Source organism: Pseudomonas sp. NFX224, assembly GCF_048565165.1.
GTDB lineage: Bacteria > Pseudomonadota > Gammaproteobacteria > Pseudomonadales > Pseudomonadaceae > Aquipseudomonas.
The window spans coordinates 728,398-752,659 of record NZ_CP183416.1 but is presented as its reverse complement, the minus strand read 5'-3'; the positions used below and the strand labels follow the sequence as shown (position 1 = coordinate 752,659).

Below are 24,262 nucleotides of genomic sequence, written 5' to 3'. Positions count from 1 at the left end.
TCGTTTATCTTCGCCTCCCGCTGCCAAGCAAGCGTTTGGTTCAAGACCTTCACAGAAGGGTCTCCGACGCTCTGCTCATAACAAAATCAAACACATGCCGGACACCACCGCTGGCAAAGGCTGCGCCCGAAGCCTTGCAAAGTAACGGCTGTCCGACCATCAGGAGTGAGCTAGATGTCCATCCGCCCGCCATTTGCCAAGCGTCCCTGGCTGTCCTTGCTGTTGCTTTCGCCATCGTTGGCCCTGGCCGCAGAAACCGTTACCCAGTTCGACACCGTCAGCGTGACTGCCACCCGCACCGAGCAAACCCTGCTGCAGGTGCCGAGCACGGTGTCGGTCCACACCGAACGGGAAATCGATCAGCACAACGACAAGGATCTCAAGGACCTGGTGCGCTATGAGCCGGGCGTTTCGGTGGGCGGCACCGGCAGTCGTTTCGGCGCGACCGGCGCGAACATCCGCGGCATCGACGGCAACCGCGTACTGACCCAGGTTGACGGCGTGCGCGTGCCGCAAAGCAACTTCTTCAGTCCGTTCCAGGACGTACGCAGCAACTACGTCGACCTCGACACCATCAAACAGGTGGAAATCATCCGCGGCCCGGCGTCTTCGCTGTATGGCAGCGATGCCATCGGTGGCGCGGTCAGCTACCTGACCAAGGATGCCGGCGATTACCTGGAAGAGGGCGACGACACGTACGCCCGGTTCAAGACCGGCTATGACGGCAGCGATGACAGCTGGCAGCGCAGCGCTACGTTCGCCGCGCGTGAAGGGTCGGTCGATGGCCTGTTGCACCTGGGTCGTCGCGATGGTCAATCCACCGATACCTGGGGCGGCAACGGCGGCGTCGGCGCATCCCGCGAAGAAGCCAACCCGCTCGACTACACCACCAAGAACCTGCTGGCCAAACTGGGTTGGGACTACGCCGACGGCGATCGTCTGCAGTTCACCTACGAGAACTATCAGGACGACGCCAATAGCAACCTGCTCAGCGACGTGGTGACCCGCGCCACCGTCACCAGCCCGGCCATTCTCGGTTCCAGTGCCGAAGACAGCATCGACCGCACCCGCTACAGCCTGGCGCACACCCTGAGCCTGGACAGTGCGATCGCCGACAAACTGCAATGGCAGTTGAACTACCAGGAAAGCAGCAACGACCAGAATACTCTCCAGCAGCGTCAGACCACTGCGCGGGTCAACCGTGTGCGCACGCGTCAATCGACCTACGACGAGCGCCTGTGGAGCCTGAACACCCAGCTTGATAAGGAATTCGCCATCGCAGATACCCGGCACCACTTGATCTACGGTGCTGAAGTCAAACGCATCGAGGCGAGCAACCTGCGTACTGGTAAAGAAGTGCGTCTGGACACCGGCGCGACTGTGCCGGCGACAGAGAATTTCCCGGTCAGCGACTTCCCGGATCCAACCAGCGAATCCCTGGGTCTGTTCGTGCAGGACAGCATTGAAATCGGTCGCTGGACCCTGTTGCCCGGCCTGCGCTACGACTATTACCGCCAGACGCCGCACGTCACCGACGAATACCTCAATGGTCTGCCGGCGGAAAACGATCCATCGCGCATCACTGACGATCACATCTCACCGAAATTCGGCGTGACCTATCAGCTGACCGAACACGAAAGCCTGTACGGCCAATACGCCGCCGGTTTCCGCGCACCAAGCCCGATCAACATGTACGGCGAATTCAGCAACCCGCAATTCGGCTACCAGCAGATCGGCAACCCCGACCTGAAACCGGAAACCAGCGACAGCTTCGAATTCGGCCTGCGCGGTCGCTATGACCTGGGCAGCTTCGGCATCGCGCTGTTCTACAACAAGTACAACGACTTCATCGACACCGACACCGTGGCCGACCCGAACGGCACCAACCTGCTGACCTTCCAGCCACGCAACATCGGCAAGGTCAACATCCGCGGCGCCGAAGCCAAGGGTGACATCAAGCTTGACGCGTTCATGCCGGCGGGCACCCGTGCCCTCGGTTCCATTGCCTACGCCCGTGGAAAAAATGAAGAAAACGGCGAAGCGCTGAACAGCGTCGATCCGCTCAAGGCCGTGCTGGGCCTGGGCTACGATGCGCCGAGTGGCGTCTATGGCGGCCAGTTGACCTGGACCGTGGTGCAGGCCAAGGACCGCGTCGATCACACCGGCGATGCCGAGTTGCTGATCAACCGCCAGTTCGAAACCCCGGGCTACGGCGTACTCGACCTCAATGCCTGGTGGCAGGTGTCCGAGCAATTCTCGGTCAACGCCGGGTTGTTCAACCTGACCGACAAAAAATACTGGAACTGGAGCGATGTGCAGGGCCGCGATACTGACGCTGCTGGCCTCGGTCGCTTGACTCAGCCAGGGCGTTACACGGCGGTCAACCTGATCTGGGAAATTTGATGGGTGCTCAGCGCGTCCTGAAATGAAGCAACGAACCCTGTAGCGAGTCTGCTCGCGATAGCGGTCTATCAGTCGCCAGATGGTGCCTGACACTCTGCTATCGCGAGCAAACTCGCTCCTACAGTGTCTTGGGTTTACCGGCCGAGTTCGGCCAACGCCCTGGAAACCCCAGCCCCATAAAACGGATCAGCCTGGGTGCAGTGAGCGATATGTCGCTGCTGCACTTGCTGCGACACGCCACTGAGCGAACGTGCGGTGTTTTCAAACAGCGCCTGCTTCTCCGGTTCCGACATCAGGCGGAACAGGTTGCCCGGCTGTTCGAAGTGGTCCTCATCCACACGATGATCCCAATGCCCGGCAGCGCCGGAAATCTTCAGCGGCGGCTCACGCCAGTCCGGTTGGTCGGCCCATTGGTCATCGCTGTTGGGCACATACGCCAACTGGCCACCGTAGTTACCATCCACGCGCATGGCGCCGTCGCGATGGAAGCTGTGCACCGGGCAGCGGGCGGCGTTGACCGGGATCTGGTGATGGTTGACGCCGAGGCGATAACGCGCCGCGTCGCCATAGGCAAACAAGCGTGCTTGCAGCATCCGGTCCGGTGAGAAACCAATACCGGGCACGACGTTCGATGGTGAGAATGCCGCTTGCTCGACTTCGGCGAAGACGTTTTCCGGGTTGCGGTTGAGTTCGAAATAACCCACTTCCATCAACGGGTAATCCTTGTGCGGCCAGACCTTGGTCAGGTCGAACGGGTTGACCCCGTGGTCATGGGCCTGGTCCTCGGTCATGACCTGGATGTAGAACGTCCAACGCGGAAAGTCGCCCGCTTCGATGCTGTCGAACAGATCCCGATGATGACTTTCCCGGTCACGGCCAATGAGGTTTTGCGCTTGCTCATCGCTGAGGTTTTGCACGCCTTGCTGGCTCTTGAAGGTGAACTTGACCCAGTGTCGCTCGTTGTTGGCATTGATCAGGCTGAAGGTGTGGCTGCCGAAACCGTGCATGTGCCGGTAGCTGCGCGGAACGCCGCGCTGGCTCATGACGATAGTCACCTGATGCAAGGCTTCGGGCAGCGATGTCCAGAAATCCCAGTTGCTTTGCGCGTTGCGCATGCCGGTACGCGGGTCGCGTTTGACCGCGTGGTTGAGGTCCGGGAAACGCAATGGATCGCGAAAGAAAAACACCGGGGTGTTGTTGCCCACCAAATCCCAGTTACCTTGCTCAGTGTAGAACTTCAGGGCGAAACCGCGGATGTCGCGCTCGGCATCGGCCGCGCCGCGCTCGCCGGCAACGGTGGAGAAACGGGTGAAGATCGGCGTTTGCTTGCCCACCTCCGAGAACAGGCGGGCCTTGGTGTAGCGCGTCACATCGTGGGTCACGGTGAAGGTGCCGTAGGCGCCAGAACCTTTGGCATGCATGCGCCGCTCGGGAATGACTTCGCGGTCGAAGTGAGCGAGTTTTTCCAGCAGCCAGACATCCTGTAGCAGCGCCGGGCCACGAGGGCCGGCGGTCTGGATATTGAAGTTGTCGACGACGGGGGCGCCATTGATCGAAGTCAGTTTGTTTTTGGGCATGGCTAGGCTTCTTTAAGTTAATGTTTTAGTTGAAGGGGAGAGTGAAAGTCTTAACTAATCGACAACGGATAAAGAAAAGGTAATTTGTTTTAATCCATATCAAGCCCGACGTTTCAAGGCGCGTTCTACGCACGCCAGCAGCGCCTCGGTATTAAAAGGCTTGGAGAAGTAACCTTCAGGCTTTCGCACACGGGCACTGAACTGCGGCGGCAGCCCCGGTTTGCCGGTAATGAACAGCGTGGGGATATGGGTATTCCTGGCCGCCAGCGCTTCGTACATCTTTACCCCGCACATGCCGGGCATCTGTATGTCCGAGATCAGGCAGTTGGTCTGTTCTGGTCCGCAGGAATCAAGAAACGCAAAGGCACTGTTGTAGGTCATTACCGTGTAGCCGTAAGAGCGCAATAAACTGTCCAGTGAGACCAAAATAAGTTCGTCATCGTCAACAACTGAAATAATAGCTGAGTTGAACATGTAGAAACCTTGCGTCATTGCGAGTGGCGCTAAGTGGCGCCCGCCATACTTGCAAGATACGCGCTCCAAAAAAGCGGAATAGTATACTTGGGTATGTTTGGTTGGTTTTTCGCGTTAGTTGCGACGGATTATCAATATCAAGTCTTGAAGCAGAGCCTTCACCATGGTTGTTCGTGGGTCAGGTTGTCCTCCATCAACGCCAGAAAATTCGTGGTGTGGCGCGTGCATTCTTCGAAAAAACGTTTGCTGGCGTTGTCCTTGTTGGCGATGGCGCATTCTCGGTAATCCTGCAGCAAGGCATCGAAAGCCCGCAGGCGACGCGTTCCCTGACAAATGCCTGTCAGGCAATCGGCAAAACACTGTGGCTCATGTGTGTCATTCAGGGTGTAGAGCGTCGCGCTTTCGGCATATCCGCCCAGGTCAGTGATGCCGGCGACGAGGAATTCGGCATAGTCGGTATTGGTGCGCACCAGCCGGTGGAACAGCTGTTGGACCGGCAGGAAGCTGACGTTGTGCAGTTTCTGCTGACCCCGTTTGAGTTGCGAGAGAATGCCTAGGGTGGTGCTCAGCGTCTGCGTCAATGCGTCGATGATCTCCACGCGCTCGGCGATGGACAGGGACGTGTGCGCACCATAACGACTGATGCGCATCGGATGACTGACGATGTACAGCTTTTGCAGTGCGTTCATGACAACCGTCCCCAGGGCCAGCGCATCGGCGCGATGAGTTGATTCATTCGAGGTGACCAGCGTAAATCGCCGGGGACGGGATAACACTCCTACCTCAAGACAGTGCGCTAGCACATGGGGTCAGCCTCGTTATACCTGGGTATGAGCGGTTAGCACTGAGGTAGGAGTGCCTGGCGCATTCGGGCAACTTACAGTGCCGGATCAATCAGGTGCACGAGGCTGGCCGCCAGCTTCACGGTGTTTTCTCCCATCGGCGCTACTCTGTTTTTGACGGCAATTACCCGCAGGATCCTGACTGCTGAAAAGGGCAGTGGAGAAATCGTTCATGTTCACGTTCCTGCAAACTCATCCCTTGATCTGCGGTGTCATCCTGGTCGTGATCGACCTGGCGCTCTGGCAACTGATCGGCGCGTCGCGACACAACCTGCGCCTGTGCGTTCGCATCGTTTTTTTTGTGGCGTTCAGCTGGGTCATGACCTCGGCCGGCATCAGCCCGTTGCAACCGCCACTGTGGCCGGACGACGCGGTCCTCAACCTGATGGGCACGGTGCTGGGCATTGGCTGGTGGTTGTTCGCGGCCCGGACCGTGACCATCATCGTTGGCTATGGCCTGACGTCCCGGGCCGGTCACAGCGCGCGTTTGCTGTACGACCTGCTGGGCGCCCTGATTTTCCTGATCGGCATTGTCGGTGCCGCCGCTTACGTTTTGCAGTTGCCGGTCAAGGGCTTGCTGGCGACGTCCGGAGCGATGGCGATCATTGTCGGCCTGGCGTTACAAAGCACCCTGAGCGATGTGTTTTCCGGCATCGTGCTCAACACCACCAAGCCTTACCAACTTGATGACAGCATCTCCATCGACGGCACCCAGGGCAAAGTGGTCGAGATCGATTGGCGCTCGACCCACTTGATGACCGACATGGGTGGCATTGCGGTAGTGCCCAACTCGGTGGCGGCCAAGGCGCGGATCATCAACTTCAGTCGGCCTGGTGATGTGCACGGGGTCAGTGTGATCATCGCCGTGCCCAGCACTGTGCGCCCGCGTCGGGCCATCGATGCCCTGGAAAAAACCTTGCGCGGCACCCGTGCGCTATTGCCGGCGCGCACGGCCAAAGTCTCGGTCAAAGCCTCGCAGCTGGATTACACCGAGTACGAACTCAAGGGCTTCATCGCCTCGGCCAAAAGCAAAAATGAAGTCTGCAACCTGATGTTCGACCTGGCCCATCGTCACCTCGAAGCCGCAGGTGTCAGCTGGGGCCCCGGTCAGGACGAGCAGCACTGGAACCGTCAGCGCCGGTTACTGGAGGACGTGCGGATATTTCGCTCGCTGAGCAATGACGAGCGTGACCGCCTCGCCGATGAAATGAGCCCCGTGGACTATCAGGCCGACGAGGTGATACTGGCATTCGGCGAGGTTGCCGATTGCCTGATGATCATCAGCACCGGTGTAGTGTCGGTGGCGATTCATGACGACGAAAAGCTGGTGGAGGTCGGACGCATGGGGCCGGGTGAGGTCTTGGGCGAGGAGGGCATTCTTGCCGATAAACCTTCGCGAGGGGAGTTCCGCAGCATCACCAGCGGACGTCTGTTCCGCATCGAGAAAAACCTGTTCGGCAGCCAGTTGGAGCATCTTGCTGAATTGAAAACCGCCCTGAGTAATTTGCAGGATCAGCGCCAGGAAATCCGTCAGACCCTGGTCATGCAAAAAGCGGTGGAGGTCAAGAAAACCGGTTTGCTGCAGTGGCTGCTGCAACGAAAGTAAACAAGGCCTTGCCTGCGCAAGGCCTGTCGATCAGGCGCCGGCCGGGCATTGCGACTGCAACAGCGGGCTCCATTGTTCCTGATTGTCCGGGCGACGGTAGTACACGACCATGCGCCGGGCGACCTGCATAGCCACTTCACGGCCGTTGTCGGCCTCGACCATCGCTAGCGCCAGATCGATCCCGGCACTGACCCCGGCGGAGGTCCACACCGAGCCCTGCTGAACGAAAATCGCCTCGCGGTCGAGCTCCACCTGCGGGAACATCCGCTCGAACAGATCGGCCATCAGCCAGTGAGTCGCCACACGCAGGCCATCGAGCAAACCGGCGCGGGCCAGGAAAAACGAACCGCTGCACACCGATGTCGTGCGCCTGGCCGTGGTTGCCGCGACGCGCAGCCAGTCCACCAGCGGCGCACTGTCGGCCATGACCTGGCGCATGTGTGGCGAGCCGGGAACGATCAACGTATCAATCAGACTATCGGCCAGTTCACCCAAGCGCTGGGTTTCCACCACCAGACCTTCGCCGGTGCGGATTGATCCGCCGTCCAGACTGGCCGTATGCAAGTCATAACCCGGCAAACCGAGTTCGCCCAGGCTGCGGGTCGCCGCCCAGAAAACGGTCTGGGCGCCAGTCAAATCGAGCAAGCCCATTTGTGGATACGCTACGAAGATAACGGTGCGCGGTTGCACCTGCGCTGGGTGTTGGTGTTCAGAGCGGTGGTTCATTTCATCGATAGACACTGCTTGATCTCCATGTCGCCGCGAAGCGACATCAGGGGTGGATGAAGGTTATTCATCGTGTCTCAGGGGGGTTAGCGGAATTGCAAACAGGAACTGCGTACCGACGCCCACGGTGCTGCTGACCCAGATACGCCCGCCGTGGAACTCGATGATCGAGCGACAGATCGAGAGGCCCATCCCCAGGCCGGTGGGTTTGGTGGTAAAGAACGGATCGAAGAGCGACGGGAGAATGTCTTGGTCAATGCCGGTGCCTGAGTCGGCGATTTCGAGCACCGCCTCGTTGTCCTGCACGGAGGTCTGAATCCGTAGTGTTCGAGTGCGGTCATGCACGGTTGCCATGGCCTGGCAGGCATTGATGATCAGGTTGATGATGACTTGCTGCAGTTGAATCCGGTCGCCGTTTATGTGAGCGCCAGGGGCACGCAGTTGTGAGTGTGGGCGAACCTGATGGTTGCCTATGTCATGTTGCATGAGCGTCAGTGAGTCACTGACGATGTCGTCGAATGGTTCGGCTTTGCGCTGCACCTCACTCTGTCGCGACAGCGCTCTGATACAGGCGATGACATCGGAAACCCGGGCCGAGTTTTGAATGATCCGGTCCAGAGAACGGCGTGCTTCTTCGAGGTTCGGTTCAGGGCGATTGATCCACCGTTTGCAGGACTCCCCGCTAGTGATCACCGCCGCTAGAGGTTGATTGATTTCATGGGCAATGGACGCCGCGAGTTCGCCCATGGACGTCACGCGTGTCACGTGCGCGAGTTTCGCCTGGGAGTGAAACAGTGCCTCTTCGGATTGTCTGGAGGCCGTCACGTCCATCAACGCGCCGACGTATTCAATGCGCCGGCCCTGCTTGAACAACGGATTGGCGATCATCTGCACGTACTTGATCCGGCCATCCGGCATGAGCAGTCGATGTTCCACTTCGATCAGGTTTTGCTGGTGTGCGGCCTGTTCCAGAACGCTATCGAAAATCGCCAGGTCATCGGGATGAGTGCGTTCCCGGACCATCGCCAGCGTGGGCGTTTCGCCCACCGGGAACTCGAAAATGCGCGAAGCTTCGTCCGACCACGAAACGATGACAGCGTCGTCGATGGTGAAGCCGATACTGCCGGTATGACTGAGTTTTTGTGCGCCCAAGAAGAACGCCTCTTTACGACGCAACGTGTCGGTCGCGCGTTTGCTACGCAGCGCCAGCAGGGTAATGGTGGTCAAGGCGATCAGGCAGCGCACGAATCCGGCGATCAAGCGGTGATCACGATAGCCCGCATCGGCAATAAAAGTGGCGGTCAGAATGGCTACGCAACCCAGGGCAACGGCAAGGAAGACAGGAACGGGAAAGAAGTTCGCCGACGTGAACACCAGGGTGATGTAAAACAGCGTCGGAGCCACATCGAGGTCGAGATAGGCGTTGGTAATGAAGATCATGCATCCGACTGCAAGGGCGGCCAGCCAGGCGACGGCATCTGACATAAAAAGTTTCTTGCAACGTTTAATGATAGACATTTGTTCTTCCGGATTTTTGCTATCGAACGGCAACTCGCAAGGCATCGGTAATGCCGGGCAAACTCTTTGTGAGGGGTGTTGGTGTTGTTGTGCAAAGGCGCTGCTGAAACGGGTTGGTCATCCATCCTTTGGAGCAAAGGTTTAGCGCGATGTCGGGTCGATCCGGCTTGAGAAAAAACGCCCGCCAGAAAAACCAGTGGCGGGCGCTTGGGAAATGTCCCGGGCCAGCAAGGAGTGGGCGGGCCGGGATACAGGCGTTTAACTTCACATCACCTGGCAAGGCCAGGTGAATCGATGACTTGCTGGCGCCGCAGACGATGCAGCGTCAGCAGGCGCATCACGTAACCGAGCTTGATGGCCGTGGGGCCAAGAATCGTCATGGCATGGGCCATCACCACGCTGGGCAGCGACAGGTATTGATCCAGGCCGTAGGCCAGAATCGCCCCGACCACTAACGCGATCAGTCCGCCGATGAGCATGGCGTGGGACAACTTCAAAACCTGATACGGATGCTCAAAAAAACCATACATTTCGATCACCTCCGTTTTGAAGTGTTACGGCCGTGGCAATCACGGCCGCATCCGTCGTCTTCAGGCCACCGGAATCAGCGGGTCGGCTGCCGCCAACGCGGTGGCACGATCCGCCGCTGGCGGGTAGATCCACACGGTGTTGATCTGGGTCTTGAGGTCCTTGGCTTCCTTTTTCACCAGTTTCACCTGGCGATCCCAACCTTCGGTGAACACCGCGCCCCAGGCGCCCAGGTCCAGGCAGGTGACGTACTTGGGTTGGCTGTAAGCCATCGGCTCGACGCCCAGCAGTTCGGCGGCGACGTTGTTACCGGCATAGCGGCCCAGGGCAATCGCATGCTGGCAGGACATCGCCGCGAAGTTGCCCAGGTCATCGGTCGCGGCGTAAGCCACGTCACCGGAGGCGTAGACATCGGCGTGACCGCGCACTTTCAGGTTCTGATCGACATGCAGGCGGCCCTGATGATCGCGGGTGCCTTGCACTTGCTCGGTCAGCGAGTGGGCGCGGAAACCGACGGTCCAGATCACGGTGTTGGATTCGATGCGACGACCGTCGGCGAGGGTGACGCCGTTGGCATCGACCGAGGCAACGGTGGCGCCGACAACCCATTCGATGCCCAGATACTCCGAAGCCTCGACAATGGATGGACTGATGCCTTCGCCCAAGGCTGAACCGATTTTTGGCGAGCGTTCGACCACGATCACGCGGATGTCGGCGTTTTCACCGAGCACGGCACGCAGGCGCGCCGGCATTTCGGTGGCGGTTTCGATGCCGGTGAAACCACCGCCGGCCACCACTACGGTGTTGCGGGCGGTGCTGTCCGGTTTGTCTTTCAGCGATTTGATGTGCGCTTCCAGGCGGCTGGCCGATTCGATTTCGTCGACATCGAACGCATGTTCCAGCATGCCTTCAACGGGTGGACGCTGCAGCTTGCTGCCAGCGGCCAGCACCAGGCGATCGTAGCTCAGTTTGCCCTCAATGCCCGCGGCGTTGGTGTAGCTGACGGTTTTGCTTTTTTCGTCGATGGTTTCGGCCGAGCCTTTGACGAATTTCACGCCCACCGCGTCGAACAAATCGTTCAGCGGTGCCTTCATGGTGTGCACGTCAGGCTCGTAGAAGCGCGGGCGGATGCGCAGTTCGGCCTGAGGAGCCAACACGGTGATCTCGACGTCATTTCGATCGTGCTTGTCCAGCAGACGGGCCGCGCTCAAGGCGCTCCATACCCCACCGAACCCTGCACCAATAATCAAGATTTGCTGTTTCATTGTTTAGCTCCTGAAGAACAATCGAGGGCGTAAAAAAGTTGCTTCGACGTAAGCACGAGCGCGGTAACTGATCCTTTGCGATGTACCTGGACAGCGCAAGGCAGACGGTTCGGCTTGATCTGGAGAAGATGTTATTCGAGGGTTTTAATTCTGGCACTGCTACATAGGGTCAGCCTGAGTATGACTAAGTGTTAACGGGCTATACCAAGGTGTTAGTTGCTTGAGTCGGCGGGTTTTAGTTGCGTCGGTTAAGGACTGTTTCGATACAGGCGAGCAACGTGTCGGTGGAAAAAGGCTTGGGGAAAAAGGCAATGGGTTTCATGGCGCCAGTGCGCGGCGAGCGCTGCGCGTAGGGGTTGCCGGTTATGAAAATCACCGGGATATGAATGCCTTTGGCCGCCAGCTCTTCATACAGGGTGATGCCGTCCATTCCCGGCATTTGTATGTCGGAGATCAGACAGGACGTATTAACCGGGCCATCGGAGAAGAGAAACTCATGCGCGCCCTCGTAGGTTCGCACGGTATAACCATAGGATCGCAATAAACTGTCCAGCGCCATTCGAACGGCTTCATCGTTATCGACAACGGCAATTATTGCCTTATTGCACATAGAGGTGTCCTGCCTGGTAGCACAGAGCACTGAGTAGGCTCTGCACCATCATTGCAAGATACGCTGTCCTGAAAGGGCGCACAGTATACGTGGGTATAGTCACCTGATTGCTGGCTGAGCCGAGATGACTTCAGACATGCGCACCAGATCGGCAAACGAACGCGCCCCCATTTTGCGCATGGCCTGGCCGCGATGGATTTTTACAGTGATTTCGCTCAAGCCGATTTCACCGGCAATCTGTTTGTTCATCAAACCCGAGGCGGCCAGCGCCATGACCGTTTGTTCCCGCGCGCTCAGGGTCTGGTGACGTGAGCGCAATTCATCGGCGTGGCGCTCGGATTCGCGTCGCTGTTTGTCCCGGCTATGGGCGGCGCACACCGCATCGATCAGGTCCTGTTCGCGAAAGGGCTTGGTCAGGAAATCCACCGCTCCGGCTTTCATTGCCCGCACGGTCATGGCGATGTCGCCGTGGCCGGTGATGAACACGATAGGCACGTTGATACCGGCGGCGGCGAGTTCGTTTTGAAAGTCCAGGCCACTGCTGCCTTGCAGCCTCACATCCAGCACCAGGCAACTGACCGTGTCCGGACGCTGGTACTTCATGAACTCGGCGACCGAACCGAACAATTCGACCCGAAGGCCGATGGAGCGCAACAGGCTGCCGAGGGATTCGCGCAGCGGCGCATCGTCATCAACGATGAAAACCATGGACTCGTTCCGGGTGATTTTGTGGAGTGGGTGCTGTTCGTTCATTGCTGGTTCCCAAGGGGTGGACGTGCAACCGCCCGCGTTGTGTTCCTGGCGATGGGCGCTACATTAATTGTCAGCCGGGCAGGCGGCACTCATACCTGTGTATTAAATGGCCGCTGCGTAACCTTGATCGTTGGCAACGCGTATCGGCAGGGCAAACAGGAACGAGCTGCCCTGGCCGTGTGTGTTGGTGGCCCAGATCCGCCCTTCGTGGAAATCGATGATCGAACGGCAAATGGAAAGGCCCATGCCGAGGCCGTTTGCCTTGGTGGTGAAAAATGGCGTGAACAATTGCGGCAAGATTTCGGCGGGAATGCCGGGGCCTTGATCGGCCACTTCCAGCACCACTTCGTTGTTCTTCACCCAGGTGCGGATGCACAGCGCCCGCTCGCCAGGGCTGACCGCGTCCATGGCCTGGCAGGCATTGATGATGAGGTTGATGATGACTTGCTGCAGTTGCACGCGGTCGGCGCTGACTTGACCGCCGAACGCGGTCAGCTCGATTGTCGGGGTGATCGTGTGATGCGCCAATTCATAGCGAACCAGGCTCAGGGTCTCGTTGACGATGTCGTTGAGTGATTCGTTCTGGCGCAGCGGACCGCATTTGCGCGACAAGGCCCTGACGCGGTGGGTGATTTCGCTGGCCCGGTTGGAACTGGCGATGATCCGATCGAGTGATTGGCGTGCTTCGAATACATCGGGTTCCGGGTGGCCGAGCCAATTGCGGCAGGCTTCGGCGCTGCTGGTGATCGCCGCCAGCGGTTGATTGACTTCATGGGCGATGGAGGCTGCCAGTTCGCCCAACGTCGTCACGCGGGTGACATGGGCCAATTGGGTCTGGGCGCGACACAACGCCTCTTCGGCCAGTTTGCTGGCGGTCACGTCCATCAACGCGCCCAGGTACTCAAAGCGGCCGAGCGGGGTGGCGAACATGTGCAAATACTTGATGCGCCCGTCAGGCATCAGCAGCCGGTGTTTGACCTCGATCAAGGTTGCGTGGCGTGCGGCCTTGTCGAAACCGGCCAGTACCAGCGGCAGGTCATCGGGGTGGGTTCGCGCCAGGAACAAGTCCACCGAGGAAGGTGCGCCCGCCGGGTATTCGAGTATCCGTGCCGCCTGCTCCGACCAGCCCATTTTCCCAAGGTCCGCTCGAAAGCCGAAGCACGCGGTCTGGGTCAGGCGCTGCGCACCGACCATGTAGACTTCCTTGTGGCGCAGGTTGTCGGAGACCCGTTTGCTGCGCAGCGCCAGGAAAATGATTGCCGCCAACGCGGTCAAGCTGCGCAGCAAGTCCGTGACCGAGTCCCAGCGGCTAAATCCACCGTGATACAGGCACATTGACGTCAGCACCAACATGCAGAACAACGCGACCACGATCACCGCGCTGATCGACAACAGGTTGATCGCCATCAGCAACAACGCGATGTAGAGCGTGGTGGTAGTGAGGTCGGATTGGGTTTCGGTGTTGATCAGGATCCCGCACGCCACGACCAATCCCGTCAGCCACACCAGCAGGTTTTCCAACGGCTTGAGGTTGAGACCGAACAACAGACGAGAGGCGCTTTGACCTGAGTTGTACAGCATTTTGCTGCAGGTTCCTTTTGCAGAGGCGGGCGCGCGGCGTGCGTTGGCAGGCTTTTTTGTAGGGATTTCGATCATGCGCGCCTCGATTGTTTGTTCGGGCAGGGGACGGAGAATCGATTCAGTATCCTAGAAGCACGGGCTCGCACCCCGTTAGGACAAAAAACCCGAAAAAACTGCCATGGCGGCGAATGGCGCGTCAGGGGGAAAGTCGCGGAAGTGCTTCATTGGATTAAGTTTTTTTTGCGTGGGTTATACCGAGGTATCAACGTACTCACCTAATGCATGATCGCTCTGTCCGCAGGTACGACAGACGTTTTGCGCCCGCCGCCATACCCTGTTCAGGCACCTTCCCGAACTCAATGGCCGCGTGCCGGGTAGCGAACCTCATGAACAGAAATGACCTGCGTCGTGCCGACATTAACCTGCTGGTGGTTTTCGAGACGATGATGCATGAGCGAAATGTCAGCCGCGTCGGCGAAAAGCTGTTCCTGGGGCAGCCCACGATCAGCGGTGCCCTGGGCCGTTTGCGCGTGTTGTTCGATGATCCGTTGTTCATCCGTTGCGGGCGATTGATGGAACCGACCGCACGGGCCGAGGAAATCTTCGCCAACCTGGCGCCGGCGCTGGATGGCATCGCCGCCGCGTTGAGCCGTTGCCATTCGTTCGACCCGCGCACCAGTGAGGCGACGTTTCATGTCGGCCTGTCCGACGATGTCGAGTACGCGTTGCTGCCGCGGCTGTTACGGCAACTGCGGGTCGAGGCGCCGAGCATCAAGTTGATTGTGCACAGGGTCGATCAGCAGCAGATGTCACAACGACTGCTCAATGGCGACATCTCCGTAGGCATCAGCCATACCCTCGACCTGCCGGCCAGTGCCCGACGCAAAGGCTTGCGGCCGATCCGGCCATCGCTGCTGCGGTTTGATACCCGTCCCGGTCCGTTGGGGCTGGACGAATTCTGTCTGCGCCCGCATGTGGTGGTGTCGTCCACGGGCTGCGCGTCGGATGATACCGACCATGCCCTGAGCCTGTTGGGGCGGCAGCGCAACGTCGTGCTGACCGTCCCGCAATTCAGTGCGTTGCCGGGATTGCTGGGGCAAAGCGACATGCTCGCCATCGTGCCGGATTATGTGGCCAAGGCGATGGCGTCGATGGCGGGAATGAGGGCCGAGGTGGCACCGCTGCAATTGCCGGCCCCCGAGCTTTCCATGGTCTGGCGCGCAGCGGCGCATGATGACCCTGGCCAGCGCTGGCTACGTTCGCGCTGCAGTGCGTTTCTGTGTGAGCCGGTCGAGTTGCAGGTGGTGCCGAAGGCTCGACCGGCGTTGCACAACGATCAGGCTTTGCTGGCCGCCAGGTAGGCGCCGAGACGTCGACCCATTTCCTCGCCCAAGGCCTGCAAGCCACTCATTGGCCGGACCATGACCTCGAAGTCGACGACTTTTCCCTGTTCGTTGAAGCGGATCATGTCGATGCCCTTGAGCTGTTTACCATCCACCTTGGCGCTGAATTCGAGGACCACATTCAGGCCGTCGGCGGTCGCCAGTTCACGGTGGTAGGTGAAGTCCTCGAATACATTGAATACCGTGTTGAGGATCATCGAGACCACCGGCGCGCCCGGATACGGCGTGTGCGCCATCGGCGAGCGAAATACTGCTTGCGGGTCCAGCAATGCCGGCAAGGACTTCAAGTCGCCGGTGCGGATCATCGCGTGCCACAGGCTCAAGGATTCAGCGGCTTTGGGGTGCAGTTGCAGTTCGGACATATTCAACTCCTGTTTTTTGTTGTTGTTCAAAGCGTGCCTGATGCGGTGTGACCAAACTCTCGGGCGATGACCTGCGCGGCATCGTCCGCCCAGACACTGTAGATGGCCGGGCCCGGATGGAAACCATCCCGGGCCATCGCCCCGGCCACGGGGGCCAAACGGGTTGTCAGCATCCTACAGCGATCCTGACGATCCGCCAGTCTCTCAAGATGCGCGTTGAAGCGCGCAGCGCGGTTACCGAGATACCAGCGCAGCGGTTGCGGCAACGCGGGAAACAGGTGAATCGGTGGCAGAGGGGAGATGACGATCAGCTTGACCCCGAACATTCCCCACGAAAAAGCCCGGCTGATCAGGCCTAATGCTGTTCACTTAAGGACGAACACTGAATCTGTGGCGAGGGAGCTTGCTCCCGTTCGGCTGCGCAGCAGTCGTAGGCCCAGCGAATGGCGTGTACCTGACGAAACGCGGTTGCAGGTTTGGGGGCCGCTTCGCTGCCCAGCGGGAGCAAGCTCCCTCGCCACAGGTTTTCGGTTGTTTGCTCTATCGGTTAAGTGAACCGCATTAGGCTGATCAGGCCGGGCTTTTCTTGGTATTGCGGTGAAGCGATTCGTTTAAGCGACGGGGTTGCCGTGCAAGCGATCCGAACCATCTTCAGCGACGACAGGTTGAGCGGAAGTTGCAGCCAAAGCGTTAACGGCAAAGATCGAAAAAGCGATGCTGAGAATGGTTTGGCGTTTCATGATCGTGTGCTCCAGGGTGTTGTCGGTTGCTATGGCGCTGATGTTACGCCCTGGCGTTTTTAAGAGAACTTCATTGAGTCAATGGTTGCCCTGCGCCGTATTCGTTGTCATTGATCGGTGAAGCACAATTCCCCGGTAGCGCGGATCAGGGCCTGGCCGTGCAGGGCATCCTTGATCAGGGCGGAGCGCTGTTCGGCCAGCCACGTCGGGCATTCCGGGTCGACGCGGTAGGGCACGAAATCGGCGTACTCCTGCAACAGACGGGTTTGCAGTTCATCGAGTTTTGGCCGGATTTGATTGAGGTCCGGTCGTGGCGCATCCGGTGCTTTGTGCGCCGCTTGCCACTGCGCGATCAAACCGTATTGCACCAGTTTGTTGGCTTCGATCTGCGCCGCGATCAAGTCCGCGGCTTCGTCCGGGTCCACTTTGCGCTCGACAGCCTGCTTTTTGGCGTTGGCAATCACCAAGGCTTCCCGGGCGGTGTCCTGGATCGGTTTGCCACTGTCCCACTTGGTCAGCGCCACCTCATCGGCGATGTTCAGGCGCTCGTTGATCGTGTTCAGCAGCGGTTGCAGTGTGTCAGGTGCCGCGGAGGACGTGGCGGCCTGGGCGCCGCTGGCGAGTAAGCCGAGCAGGGCACAACTCAGCAATTGCGGCAGGCGTGGGCAGTGAAACATAAGCAAACCTCTTGGGCGTGGGATGCGCATCAGGTCTTATGTATCACAGCTGAGCCCGAGGCACGAAACACGACCGTGTATTCAACCCGTTACAGTGGCGGCCAACAGCCGTTCAATCTGCGCCAGCTCCCAAGTGCTGAGCAAACTTACCGGGTCGGTGCCGAAGCGCTGTCCGCCGTTGAATTCGCGACCGTCCGGGCTCTGGCAATGCAGGCAGTGGCGCAGGTGTGTGCCGTCGACATCGAGGCTGAAACGCCAATGCTCGATGTCGACCTGCAGCGGGCCGGATTGATCTTCAAGGCGCTTGAGCGGGCGCAAGCCCAAGGCTGCATCGCGCAATTGCTGGTAAACCTCGCGGGCGGTCAGGGGCGGCACAGGTGTCTCCGGGCGGTGGGTGAAGGCGACAGGATAGAGCGTGCCCCCGAGACTGTCATTCGACCGCCTGTGCCTGCCGGGTACGCGGCGCCTCTTCGTCCCGCAGCTGAAGGCTCATGTCGTCGCAGCTTTGCGACCAGTCTGTCAGCCATTGCGGCATTTCCATCGATTGCTCCGACAACCCCAGTTCGCGAGCAAATTCGCCGGGCGGCACCGTGCCTTTCGCTGCACGGAACAGGCCGCGCATCACCACCACACCGACCACTCGGCCATTGCTCACGGAACGGTGCTCCATGAAGCTCCACTTGTGATCTCAGCCGAGCATCCGCCTGTGAATTTCAAACGCTTCGAACAGCTTCAATTCACGACGAAACTTGCCCCAGGTATCGCCGACGATGGGCACTGCCTTGTTGCGCAACGCCACACGAAAGGCGCCACTGCGCAACACGTAATCCATGCGCCCGATATCGGCCAGGGTGAAATAACGGCCATTGGTGACATGCCGGTTGAGGTCCAGATTCCAGGTGATGACTGCGTCGCTGGATGGCGCGCAAGTCGCCGCGTGGGGTGGGCAGACGTTACGCGCGGACCGGTCCATCGCCCACGCACTGGGCGTTTGCCGACCTCTTTCGTCGCCGCTACAGCGCGGCGTGTCTTGAGCAAACGCAGATCATCTGCGAAGACCAGCGCGTGATCACCAGCGGCGGCGCGAGCGCCACCATGGACCTGCTGCTGCATCTGGTGCGTCGCTTCGCTTCACTGGAACTGGCGCAGAAGTGCGGCAAATACCTGCTGGTCGACTCGGTGCGCAGCGAGCAATCGGTGTATGTGATGTGGTCATTGCCGAAAAACCATGGCGATGGCGAAGTACTGCGGGCGCAGAACTGGCTTGAAGCTCATTTTGTCCAGCCGTTGCTGATCGATGACGTTGCCCAGCAATTCGGTTTCGGCGTGCGCAACTTTAAGCGGCGCTTCAAGGACGCGACGGGCTATACGCCGATTACCTACCTGCAAACCCTGCGTCTGGAGAAAGCCAAACAGCTGCTGGAATCGACCCGCATGACCCTGGACAGCATCACTTACGCCGTGGGTTACGAAGACGGTAACTCGTTCCGCAGGCTTTTCCGTCAGCGTGTGGGATTTTTGCCGGCGGCGTACCGCAAGAAGTTTCAAGCACTCGCATGATGTTGAATACGAAAAAGCCCGGCTGATCAGGCCGGGCTTTTTGTTGGGCGTTGCGGGCAATTTTCTTAGGCGACGGCGTTGCCTTGCAGGCGATCGGAGCCATCGGCGGCCACTTCGTTACCTTTCAAGCGATCGGAGCCATCGGCGGCCACTTCGTTACCTTTCAAGCGATCGGAGCCATCAGCTGCGACTTCATTGCCTTTCAGGCGGTCCGAGCCATCGGCAGCCACTTCATTAGCTTTCAAACGATCCGAACCATCGGCCGCTACAGCGTTACGCTTTTCCAGCAGGCGATCAGAACCGCCTTCAGCGACACGATTCTGGATCAGGCGATCCGAACCACCTTCCGTCACACGGCTTTCGATCAGACGATCCGCGCCGCCTTCAGCGACCACAGGTTGAGCAGAAGTTGCTGCAAAAGCGTTAACTGCGAAAACCGAGAAAGCGATGCTGAGGATGGTTTGGCGTTTCATGATCGTGTGCTCCGGGGTGTTATGGGTTGGTATGGAGCAGATGTTACGCGGTGGATTTTTTAAGAGAACTTCATTGAAGTGATTGTGAACATCGACAGCATTGATAGGGCTAACGGCATACCCCTTGCGGGCGTGATGATGCGCCCTAGCCTGTCGTCGGCTGCACGGCCCGGCCAGTAGCGCGGGGGTATGCTGGTTCTTCGCAGGTTTCATACTCTGATCGAGAGGATAAACCGATGCACGATTATTACGATTTGGGTACCTACAGCCGCCCGGTGACAACGAATTCGCCGCAAGCCCAACTCTGGTTCGACCGTGGCCTGATATGGTGCTACGGCTACAACCACGACGAATCCATCCGCTGTTTCCAGAAGGCCCTCGAACACGACCGCCGTTGCGCGATGGCCTACTGGGGCATCGCCTACGCCACGGGTCCCAACTACAACAAACGCTGGGACGCCTTCATCGAACAAGAACTGAAGGAAGCCGTGGCCCAGGCCCGGCTGGCGACACAAATCGCGTTGGTGCATCTCGACGGCGCAACACCGGTGGAGCAGGCGCTGATCCGCGCGCTCCCGCAACGCTACCAGGCCGAACAGGCCAATAGCGTTGACGAACTCTTCACCTGGAACGATGCCTACGCGGCGTCCATGCGCGATGTCTACCAATCCTTTCCCGATGATCCCGACGTGGTGGCGTTGTTCGCCGAAGCGCTGATCGACCGCACGCCGTGGCAGTTATGGGATCTGAAAACCGGCGAGCCGGCAGCAGGCGCCGACACCCTTGAAACGGTGGCCGTGCTCGAGCGAGCGTTGCAATGCATGGAGCAACACGGCGACGCGCCGCACCCCGGCGTGCTGCACATGTACGTCCACACGATGGAAATGTCGCCGTACCCGGAACGGGCGTTACGCGCCGGCGATGTCCTGCGCGACCTGGTGCCGGACGCCGGTCACTTGCGCCACATGCCGTCGCACATCGACGTGCTCTGCGGCGACTACCGTGGCGCCATGATCACCAATCACCGGGCGATCCAGGCCGACAGCCAATACCTGGCACAGGAAGGCCCGATCAACTTCTACACGCTGTATCGCAGCCACAATTACCACTTCAAACTCTACTCGGCGATGTTCCTCGGCCAATACCAACCGGCCCTGGAAGCCGCCGAGCAACTGAGCGAAACCATCAAGGAAGAGCTGTTGCGCGTCGAACAACCGCCCATGGCTGACTGGCTGGAGAGCTTCGTGTCGATGAAAGTCCATGTGCAGATCCGCTTCGGCAAATGGCACGACCTTCTCGCCACCCCGCTACCGGATGACCAGGCGCTGTACTGCGTGACCACCGCCATGCTGCATTACGCCAAAGGCGTGGCCCATGCGGCTTGCGGGCAAGTTGACGCCGCCGAAACCGAGCATCACCTGTTCCTCGAAGCCTGGGCCCGGGTGCCGGACACACGCTACCTGTTCAACAACCAATGCAACGACATCCTCGCCGTAGCGGCCGGCATGTTGCGCGGCGAAATCGAATACCGCAAAGGCAACTTCGACGAAGCTTTCGCCCACCTGCGCGAGGCGCAATCACTGGACGACCACTTGCCCTACGACGAACCCTGGGGCTGGATGCAACCGGTGCGTCATGCACTCGGTGCGCTGCTGCTGGAGCAGGGCAGGGTCGAAGAAGCGTTGCACGCCTACAGCGCCGACCTCGGCCTGGACAACACCCTCAGTCGCGCGTCATGGCATTTGGATAATGTCTGGAGCTTGCACGGCTATGTGGAATGTCTGAAGCGACTGGGTCGCGATGCCGAAGCGGCGGCTGCACAGGTGCGGCTCAACCTGGCCACGGCGCGGGCGGATGTGCAGATCAAGGCGTCGTGTTTTTGCCGGGCCGAAAAGAGTTGTTGCCGGTAGCCCTGGGACCAGCCAGCCGCGCTTACTCCGGCAATCCCGCCAACCGCAGCCCATCGGCGAACCGGGCGAAATCTTCGGGGCGCTGGATCGGCAGCCAGTCTTTGAGGTTGGAGATGCGCAAAGAGGGATCCAGTTCGTGCAGGCGCCGCATCGCCATTTTGGCTTGATCCATTCGCCCGCAGAGTGCATGACTGGCCGCGACCAGCGCCGCCGGGGGCAGCAGGCTGGGCAGGTTGCCCAAGGCCTTTTCCGCCCAGTCCGTAGCGGCATCAAAGTGCCCGGCGAAGAAGTGCGCCAGTGCCATGCCGACCTGCATCCGGAACATTTCCGGGTCCAGCGGACTCAAGCGAACGGCATGGTTCAAGTCCTTGATGGCCGCGTCCGTTTCACCGTGCAGCGCACGCAGGATGCCGCCCAGGAACCACGCAGGGGCGAGGTTGGGGTTGAGCAGGCGCGCCCGGTCGAGCAGGGCAATGCCGCCGTCGACCTCGCCGGCGAGATGGCTCAGTGCATGCCCGCCACGTGTCAATGCGACCGCATCATCGCGGCCGAGCGTCACCGCCAGCCGCGCCAGCCGAATGCCTTCGGCGATCTCGACGGGCCGGTCGATCATCCAGCCATTGAGCTTGCGCCAGAAGTGACACCAAGCGGCCATGCCGTAGGCCGAGGCAAATTCTGCATCGAGTTCAATGGCCGTGTAGAACATCGGCAGCGCTTCCTCGATGGCTTCCCGGTTGCCGCGGTGCAGTTTGGCCATGCCGCGCAGGTAGTAATCGTAGGCGTCGAGGCTGTCCGTCGGTTTGCGTTTGGCACGTTCGATTTCTGCCCTTTCGAGTTGCGGCGCGATGGCGCCGACCACGCTTTCGGCGATCTGATCCTGCAGCTCGAAGATGTCGTCGAGCAGACCTTCGAAACGCTCCGCCCAGATGTGCGTGCCGCTCATTGCATCGATGAGTTGCCCGGTGATGCGCAGCTTGTTCCCGCACTTTCGCACGCTGCCTTCCAGCACGTAACGAACGCCCAGCTCCTGGCCAACGCCTCTGGCGTCCACCGCCCGGCCTTTGAATGTGAAGCTCGAATTGCGCGCAATGACGAACAGCCAACGGATGCGCGACAGGGCGGTGATGATGTCCTCCACGACGCCGTCGGCGAAATATTCCTGTTCCGGATCGCCACTGAGGTTCTGGAAGGGCAAAACGGTAATCGATGGCTTGTCCGGAAGAACCCGCGCAGAGGAGGGCGCTTGCCTGGAGGCCGCATGGTCATTGGTTTCAGGCTGACGCGCTTGCGCGCTATTGTCGACCGAGACCTGCCCGACAAAGCGGTAACCCTTGCGGGCGACCGTGCGCACAAGGCGCTGTTCTTCGCCGGTATCACCGACGGCCTTGCGCACCGCATTGATGTGGCTGGTGATCGTCGATTCGGAGACGATCCGGCCGCTCCAGACGGCCTCGAGCAACTCGTCCTTGCTGACCACGCGATCGGGGTTGCTGACGAACAGCAGCAACAGATCGAAGACCTGCGGGCCGACGGCCACGACTTGCCCGCGCAAGGTCAGCTCCCGGCGATCCTGATCAAGCACGAAGTCATCAAATGCGAACTGCAAAGTGAGCATCCCCTGGCGAAGCGCCCTCAACTCCGTGTCCCAGGCGACTGGCGATTAGTACCTGACGCTGATGATACGGCAGGTCAAAAGCCGCTGCACCGTCTGCGGCAAGGGCGGCTGGACGATCAAGAATTTCTTTGGACGTAAATCCAAGCGTTCGCCAAGACAAACCCAAGCCCGGCGCAAGGACTCGCCGCGCGCGCGCAGGCAATCTTGCTCCACACCGACGCAATGATTGCCGTCGACAAGTGGAGAAAGCCCATGAAGATCGTCGTAATCGGAGGCTCCGGCCTCATTGGATCGAAACTTGTGAACACCCTGCGCGAGCGCGGCCACGACGCGTTCGCCGCCAGCCCTAGCACGGGCGTGAACAGCATCACCCGCGAAGGCCTCGCTGAAGCGATGGATGGCGCTGATGTGGTGGTCGATGTGGCCAATGCGCCGTCGTGGGAGGACCAGGCCGTCCTCGATTTCTTCGAAACGTCGAGCCGCAACCTGCTGGCTGCCGAAGCCGCGGCCGGGGTTCGCCATCACGTTGCCCTGTCGATTGTCGGGACTGAGCGACTGCCTGAAAACGGTTACTTCCGGGCCAAAGTCGCGCAGGAAAACATCATCAAGGCATCCGGCATTCCTTACACCTTGCTGCGTGCCACGCAGTTCTTCGAATTTGTCGGCGGTATTGTCCAGTCGTTCACCGTCGGTGAGGAGGTTCGCGCTTCGCCGGCGCTGATCCAGCCGATAGCGTCCGACGACGTGGTGGCGGCGCTGGCCGATGTCGCGCTGGCTGCGCCGGTCAATGGCACGGTCGAAGTCGCCGGCCCTGAAGCCCTGCCGATCGACGAACTGGTCAGGCGCTTTATGCAGGCAACCGGGGACAACCACAAAGTCGTGCCGGACGTGAACGCCCGCTACTTCGGCGCCGTGCTCGACGACCAATCGCTGACCGCCGGCAAAAGTGCGCGCCTGGGAGCGATCCGCTTCGAAGACTGGTTTGCCCGGTCGGCGAACCGCTGACAGTTCGCCCCATCACATCCCCACCCACGAAGGAGCAAATCCCATGGTTACTCGCATCCTGTTGGCCGCTGTTTTCACAGTGCTTTCGATCGGCGCGACGTCGGCCGCTGAGCCGCCTCCCGGCAAGGTGACGGTGGTGTTCGACCGTCCCATTCCCAACATTCCTGGCAAGAGCATGAAAGGCGTGGTTGTTGAGTATGGGCCGGGCGCAGCCTCGCCAGCGCATACCCATCCGAAAACGGCTTTCATCTATGCAACGGTCCTGGAAGGCTCGTTTCGCATCAAAATCAAAGGCGAGCCGGAAAAGGTCTACCACGTCGGCGAAAACTTCGTGGAAGAGCCGGGCTCCGTGCACGAGGTCAGCGCCAACGCCAGCGACAGTCAACCAGCACGTCTGTTGGCAGTGTTTGTCGTCGACAGCGATGACATGCCACTGGTGACGCCTCTGAAAAAGTGAGCCGAACTGATCGACGCCCGATCCGGCGCGACGCGCAAAAGCGCACTCTGATGGCTAACGCAGCACATCACCGAATGACGGTTGTTTTTTCAATAAGCCGCAAATAACTTGCTGCTCGTCTCATAGTTGGCACTCAAGCGAACAAAATTATTGAAATAAATAACAACAAGCTTTAAA

The 24,262-nt window shown here is 59.6% G+C and carries 23 protein-coding genes and 2 pseudogenes; 7 read left to right on the top strand and 18 right to left on the bottom strand.

What is annotated here, in order from left to right:
- Positions 1-174 precede the first annotated feature (174 nt).
- Entirely contained in the window at positions 175-2,403 is a 2,229-nt protein-coding gene (locus tag ACNYC6_RS03230) for a TonB-dependent hemoglobin/transferrin/lactoferrin family receptor (RefSeq protein WP_419711052.1), read from the top strand.
- Positions 2,404-2,537: 134 nt separating this feature from the next.
- On the opposite strand, the gene ACNYC6_RS03225 is transcribed toward ACNYC6_RS03230, so the two are convergent.
- The 3 genes from ACNYC6_RS03225 to ACNYC6_RS03215 all read right to left on the bottom strand — a co-directional run bounded on the left by ACNYC6_RS03225 (position 2,538) and on the right by ACNYC6_RS03215 (position 5,143).
- Positions 2,538-3,980, bottom strand: coding sequence for a catalase (locus ACNYC6_RS03225; protein WP_419711051.1), 1,443 nt, complete (start codon positions 3,978-3,980; stop codon positions 2,538-2,540).
- 99 nt (positions 3,981-4,079) lie between these two features.
- Positions 4,080-4,454 (bottom strand): response regulator transcription factor, encoded by a 375-nt coding sequence (locus tag ACNYC6_RS03220; protein ID WP_419711050.1) that lies wholly within the window; start codon positions 4,452-4,454, stop codon positions 4,080-4,082.
- Positions 4,455-4,612: 158 nt separating this feature from the next.
- Positions 4,613-5,143 carry a hypothetical protein gene (locus ACNYC6_RS03215; protein WP_419711049.1) on the bottom strand — a complete coding sequence of 177 codons (531 nt, stop codon included), beginning with the start codon at positions 5,141-5,143 and terminating at the stop codon, positions 4,613-4,615.
- A gap of 325 nt (positions 5,144-5,468) precedes the next feature.
- Between ACNYC6_RS03215 and ACNYC6_RS03210 the strand changes: the two genes are divergently transcribed.
- Positions 5,469-6,902 carry a mechanosensitive ion channel family protein gene (locus ACNYC6_RS03210; RefSeq protein WP_419711048.1) on the top strand — a complete coding sequence of 478 codons (1,434 nt, stop codon included), beginning with the start codon at positions 5,469-5,471 and terminating at the stop codon, positions 6,900-6,902.
- Positions 6,903-6,932: 30 nt separating this feature from the next.
- Here ACNYC6_RS03210 and ACNYC6_RS03205 read toward each other — a convergent pair whose 3' ends face one another.
- The 7 genes from ACNYC6_RS03205 to ACNYC6_RS03175 form a co-directional block, all read right to left on the bottom strand.
- Positions 6,933-7,643, bottom strand: a complete 711-nt coding sequence (locus ACNYC6_RS03205) for an AraC family transcriptional regulator (protein WP_419711047.1) — start codon at positions 7,641-7,643, stop codon at positions 6,933-6,935.
- A 48-nt stretch (positions 7,644-7,691) separates the two neighbouring features.
- Positions 7,692-9,113, bottom strand: coding sequence for a sensor histidine kinase (locus ACNYC6_RS03200; RefSeq protein ID WP_419711046.1), 1,422 nt, complete (start codon positions 9,111-9,113; stop codon positions 7,692-7,694).
- Positions 9,114-9,415: 302 nt separating this feature from the next.
- Positions 9,416-9,676 carry a transmembrane sensor/regulator PpyR gene (locus ACNYC6_RS03195; protein ID WP_338581807.1) on the bottom strand — a complete coding sequence of 87 codons (261 nt, stop codon included), beginning with the start codon at positions 9,674-9,676 and terminating at the stop codon, positions 9,416-9,418.
- 60 nt (positions 9,677-9,736) lie between these two features.
- Positions 9,737-10,939, bottom strand: coding sequence for an NAD(P)/FAD-dependent oxidoreductase (locus ACNYC6_RS03190; RefSeq protein WP_419711045.1), 1,203 nt, complete (start codon positions 10,937-10,939; stop codon positions 9,737-9,739).
- 235 nt (positions 10,940-11,174) lie between these two features.
- The gene (locus tag ACNYC6_RS03185; protein WP_419711044.1) at positions 11,175-11,549 is read right to left on the bottom strand and encodes a response regulator transcription factor; all 375 of its coding nucleotides are present in this window, start codon (positions 11,547-11,549) and stop codon (positions 11,175-11,177) included.
- Positions 11,550-11,648: 99 nt separating this feature from the next.
- The gene (locus ACNYC6_RS03180; protein WP_419711043.1) at positions 11,649-12,302 is read right to left on the bottom strand and encodes a response regulator transcription factor; all 654 of its coding nucleotides are present in this window, start codon (positions 12,300-12,302) and stop codon (positions 11,649-11,651) included.
- Between the two features lie 102 nt (positions 12,303-12,404).
- Positions 12,405-13,883 carry a sensor histidine kinase gene (locus ACNYC6_RS03175; protein ID WP_419711042.1) on the bottom strand — a complete coding sequence of 493 codons (1,479 nt, stop codon included), beginning with the start codon at positions 13,881-13,883 and terminating at the stop codon, positions 12,405-12,407.
- Positions 13,884-14,269: 386 nt separating this feature from the next.
- On the opposite strand from ACNYC6_RS03175, the gene ACNYC6_RS03170 reads away from it, so the two are divergent.
- Positions 14,270-15,244, top strand: a complete 975-nt coding sequence (locus ACNYC6_RS03170) for a LysR family transcriptional regulator (protein WP_419711041.1) — start codon at positions 14,270-14,272, stop codon at positions 15,242-15,244.
- Here ACNYC6_RS03170 and ACNYC6_RS03165 read toward each other — a convergent pair.
- The 6 genes and pseudogenes from ACNYC6_RS03165 to ACNYC6_RS03140 form a co-directional block, all read right to left on the bottom strand.
- The gene (locus tag ACNYC6_RS03165; RefSeq protein WP_419711040.1) at positions 15,220-15,648 is read right to left on the bottom strand and encodes a nuclear transport factor 2 family protein; all 429 of its coding nucleotides are present in this window, start codon (positions 15,646-15,648) and stop codon (positions 15,220-15,222) included. The genes ACNYC6_RS03170 and ACNYC6_RS03165 overlap by 25 nt on opposite strands.
- Positions 15,649-15,674: 26 nt before the next feature.
- Complete coding sequence (locus ACNYC6_RS03160; protein WP_419711039.1) at positions 15,675-15,974, bottom strand: hypothetical protein; 300 nt, start codon at positions 15,972-15,974, stop codon at positions 15,675-15,677.
- Positions 15,975-16,259: 285 nt separating this feature from the next.
- A complete protein-coding gene (locus ACNYC6_RS03155; protein ID WP_419713061.1) occupies positions 16,260-16,388 on the bottom strand; it encodes a hypothetical protein in 129 nt (42 codons plus the stop codon).
- A 107-nt stretch (positions 16,389-16,495) separates the two neighbouring features.
- Complete coding sequence (locus ACNYC6_RS03150; RefSeq protein WP_419711038.1) at positions 16,496-17,065, bottom strand: chorismate mutase; 570 nt, start codon at positions 17,063-17,065, stop codon at positions 16,496-16,498.
- An 81-nt stretch (positions 17,066-17,146) separates the two neighbouring features.
- The gene (locus ACNYC6_RS03145) at positions 17,147-17,440 is read right to left on the bottom strand and encodes a DUF7693 family protein (RefSeq protein WP_419711037.1); all 294 of its coding nucleotides are present in this window, start codon (positions 17,438-17,440) and stop codon (positions 17,147-17,149) included.
- A gap of 55 nt (positions 17,441-17,495) precedes the next feature.
- A pseudogene (locus ACNYC6_RS03140) lies at positions 17,496-18,038 on the bottom strand (acyl-CoA thioesterase).
- Between ACNYC6_RS03140 and ACNYC6_RS03135 the strand changes: the two are divergent.
- Positions 17,959-18,625, top strand: a pseudogene (locus ACNYC6_RS03135) (GlxA family transcriptional regulator); the annotation flags it as partial. The pseudogenes ACNYC6_RS03140 and ACNYC6_RS03135 sit on opposite strands and share 80 nt — an antisense overlap.
- A gap of 65 nt (positions 18,626-18,690) precedes the next feature.
- Here the strand turns inward: ACNYC6_RS03135 and ACNYC6_RS03130 are convergent.
- Positions 18,691-19,098 carry a hypothetical protein gene (locus ACNYC6_RS03130; RefSeq protein WP_419712903.1) on the bottom strand — a complete coding sequence of 136 codons (408 nt, stop codon included), beginning with the start codon at positions 19,096-19,098 and terminating at the stop codon, positions 18,691-18,693.
- A gap of 236 nt (positions 19,099-19,334) precedes the next feature.
- On the opposite strand from ACNYC6_RS03130, the gene ACNYC6_RS03125 reads away from it, so the two are divergent.
- Positions 19,335-21,008 (top strand): hypothetical protein, encoded by a 1,674-nt coding sequence (locus ACNYC6_RS03125; RefSeq protein WP_419711036.1) that lies wholly within the window; start codon positions 19,335-19,337, stop codon positions 21,006-21,008.
- A 22-nt stretch (positions 21,009-21,030) separates the two neighbouring features.
- Here the strand turns inward: ACNYC6_RS03125 and ACNYC6_RS03120 are convergent, their stop codons facing one another.
- On the bottom strand, positions 21,031-22,614 hold the full coding sequence (locus tag ACNYC6_RS03120; RefSeq protein ID WP_419711035.1) for a winged helix-turn-helix domain-containing tetratricopeptide repeat protein: 1,584 nt from the start codon (positions 22,612-22,614) through the stop codon (positions 21,031-21,033).
- A gap of 261 nt (positions 22,615-22,875) precedes the next feature.
- Here ACNYC6_RS03120 and ACNYC6_RS03115 point away from each other — a divergent pair, with 261 nt between their 5' ends.
- Together ACNYC6_RS03115 and ACNYC6_RS03110 are read left to right on the top strand one after the other, a co-directional pair.
- On the top strand, positions 22,876-23,628 hold the full coding sequence (locus ACNYC6_RS03115) for an SDR family oxidoreductase (RefSeq protein WP_419711034.1): 753 nt from the start codon (positions 22,876-22,878) through the stop codon (positions 23,626-23,628).
- 43 nt (positions 23,629-23,671) lie between these two features.
- Entirely contained in the window at positions 23,672-24,085 is a 414-nt protein-coding gene (locus ACNYC6_RS03110; protein ID WP_419711033.1) for a cupin domain-containing protein, read from the top strand.
- Positions 24,086-24,262 lie beyond the last annotated feature (177 nt).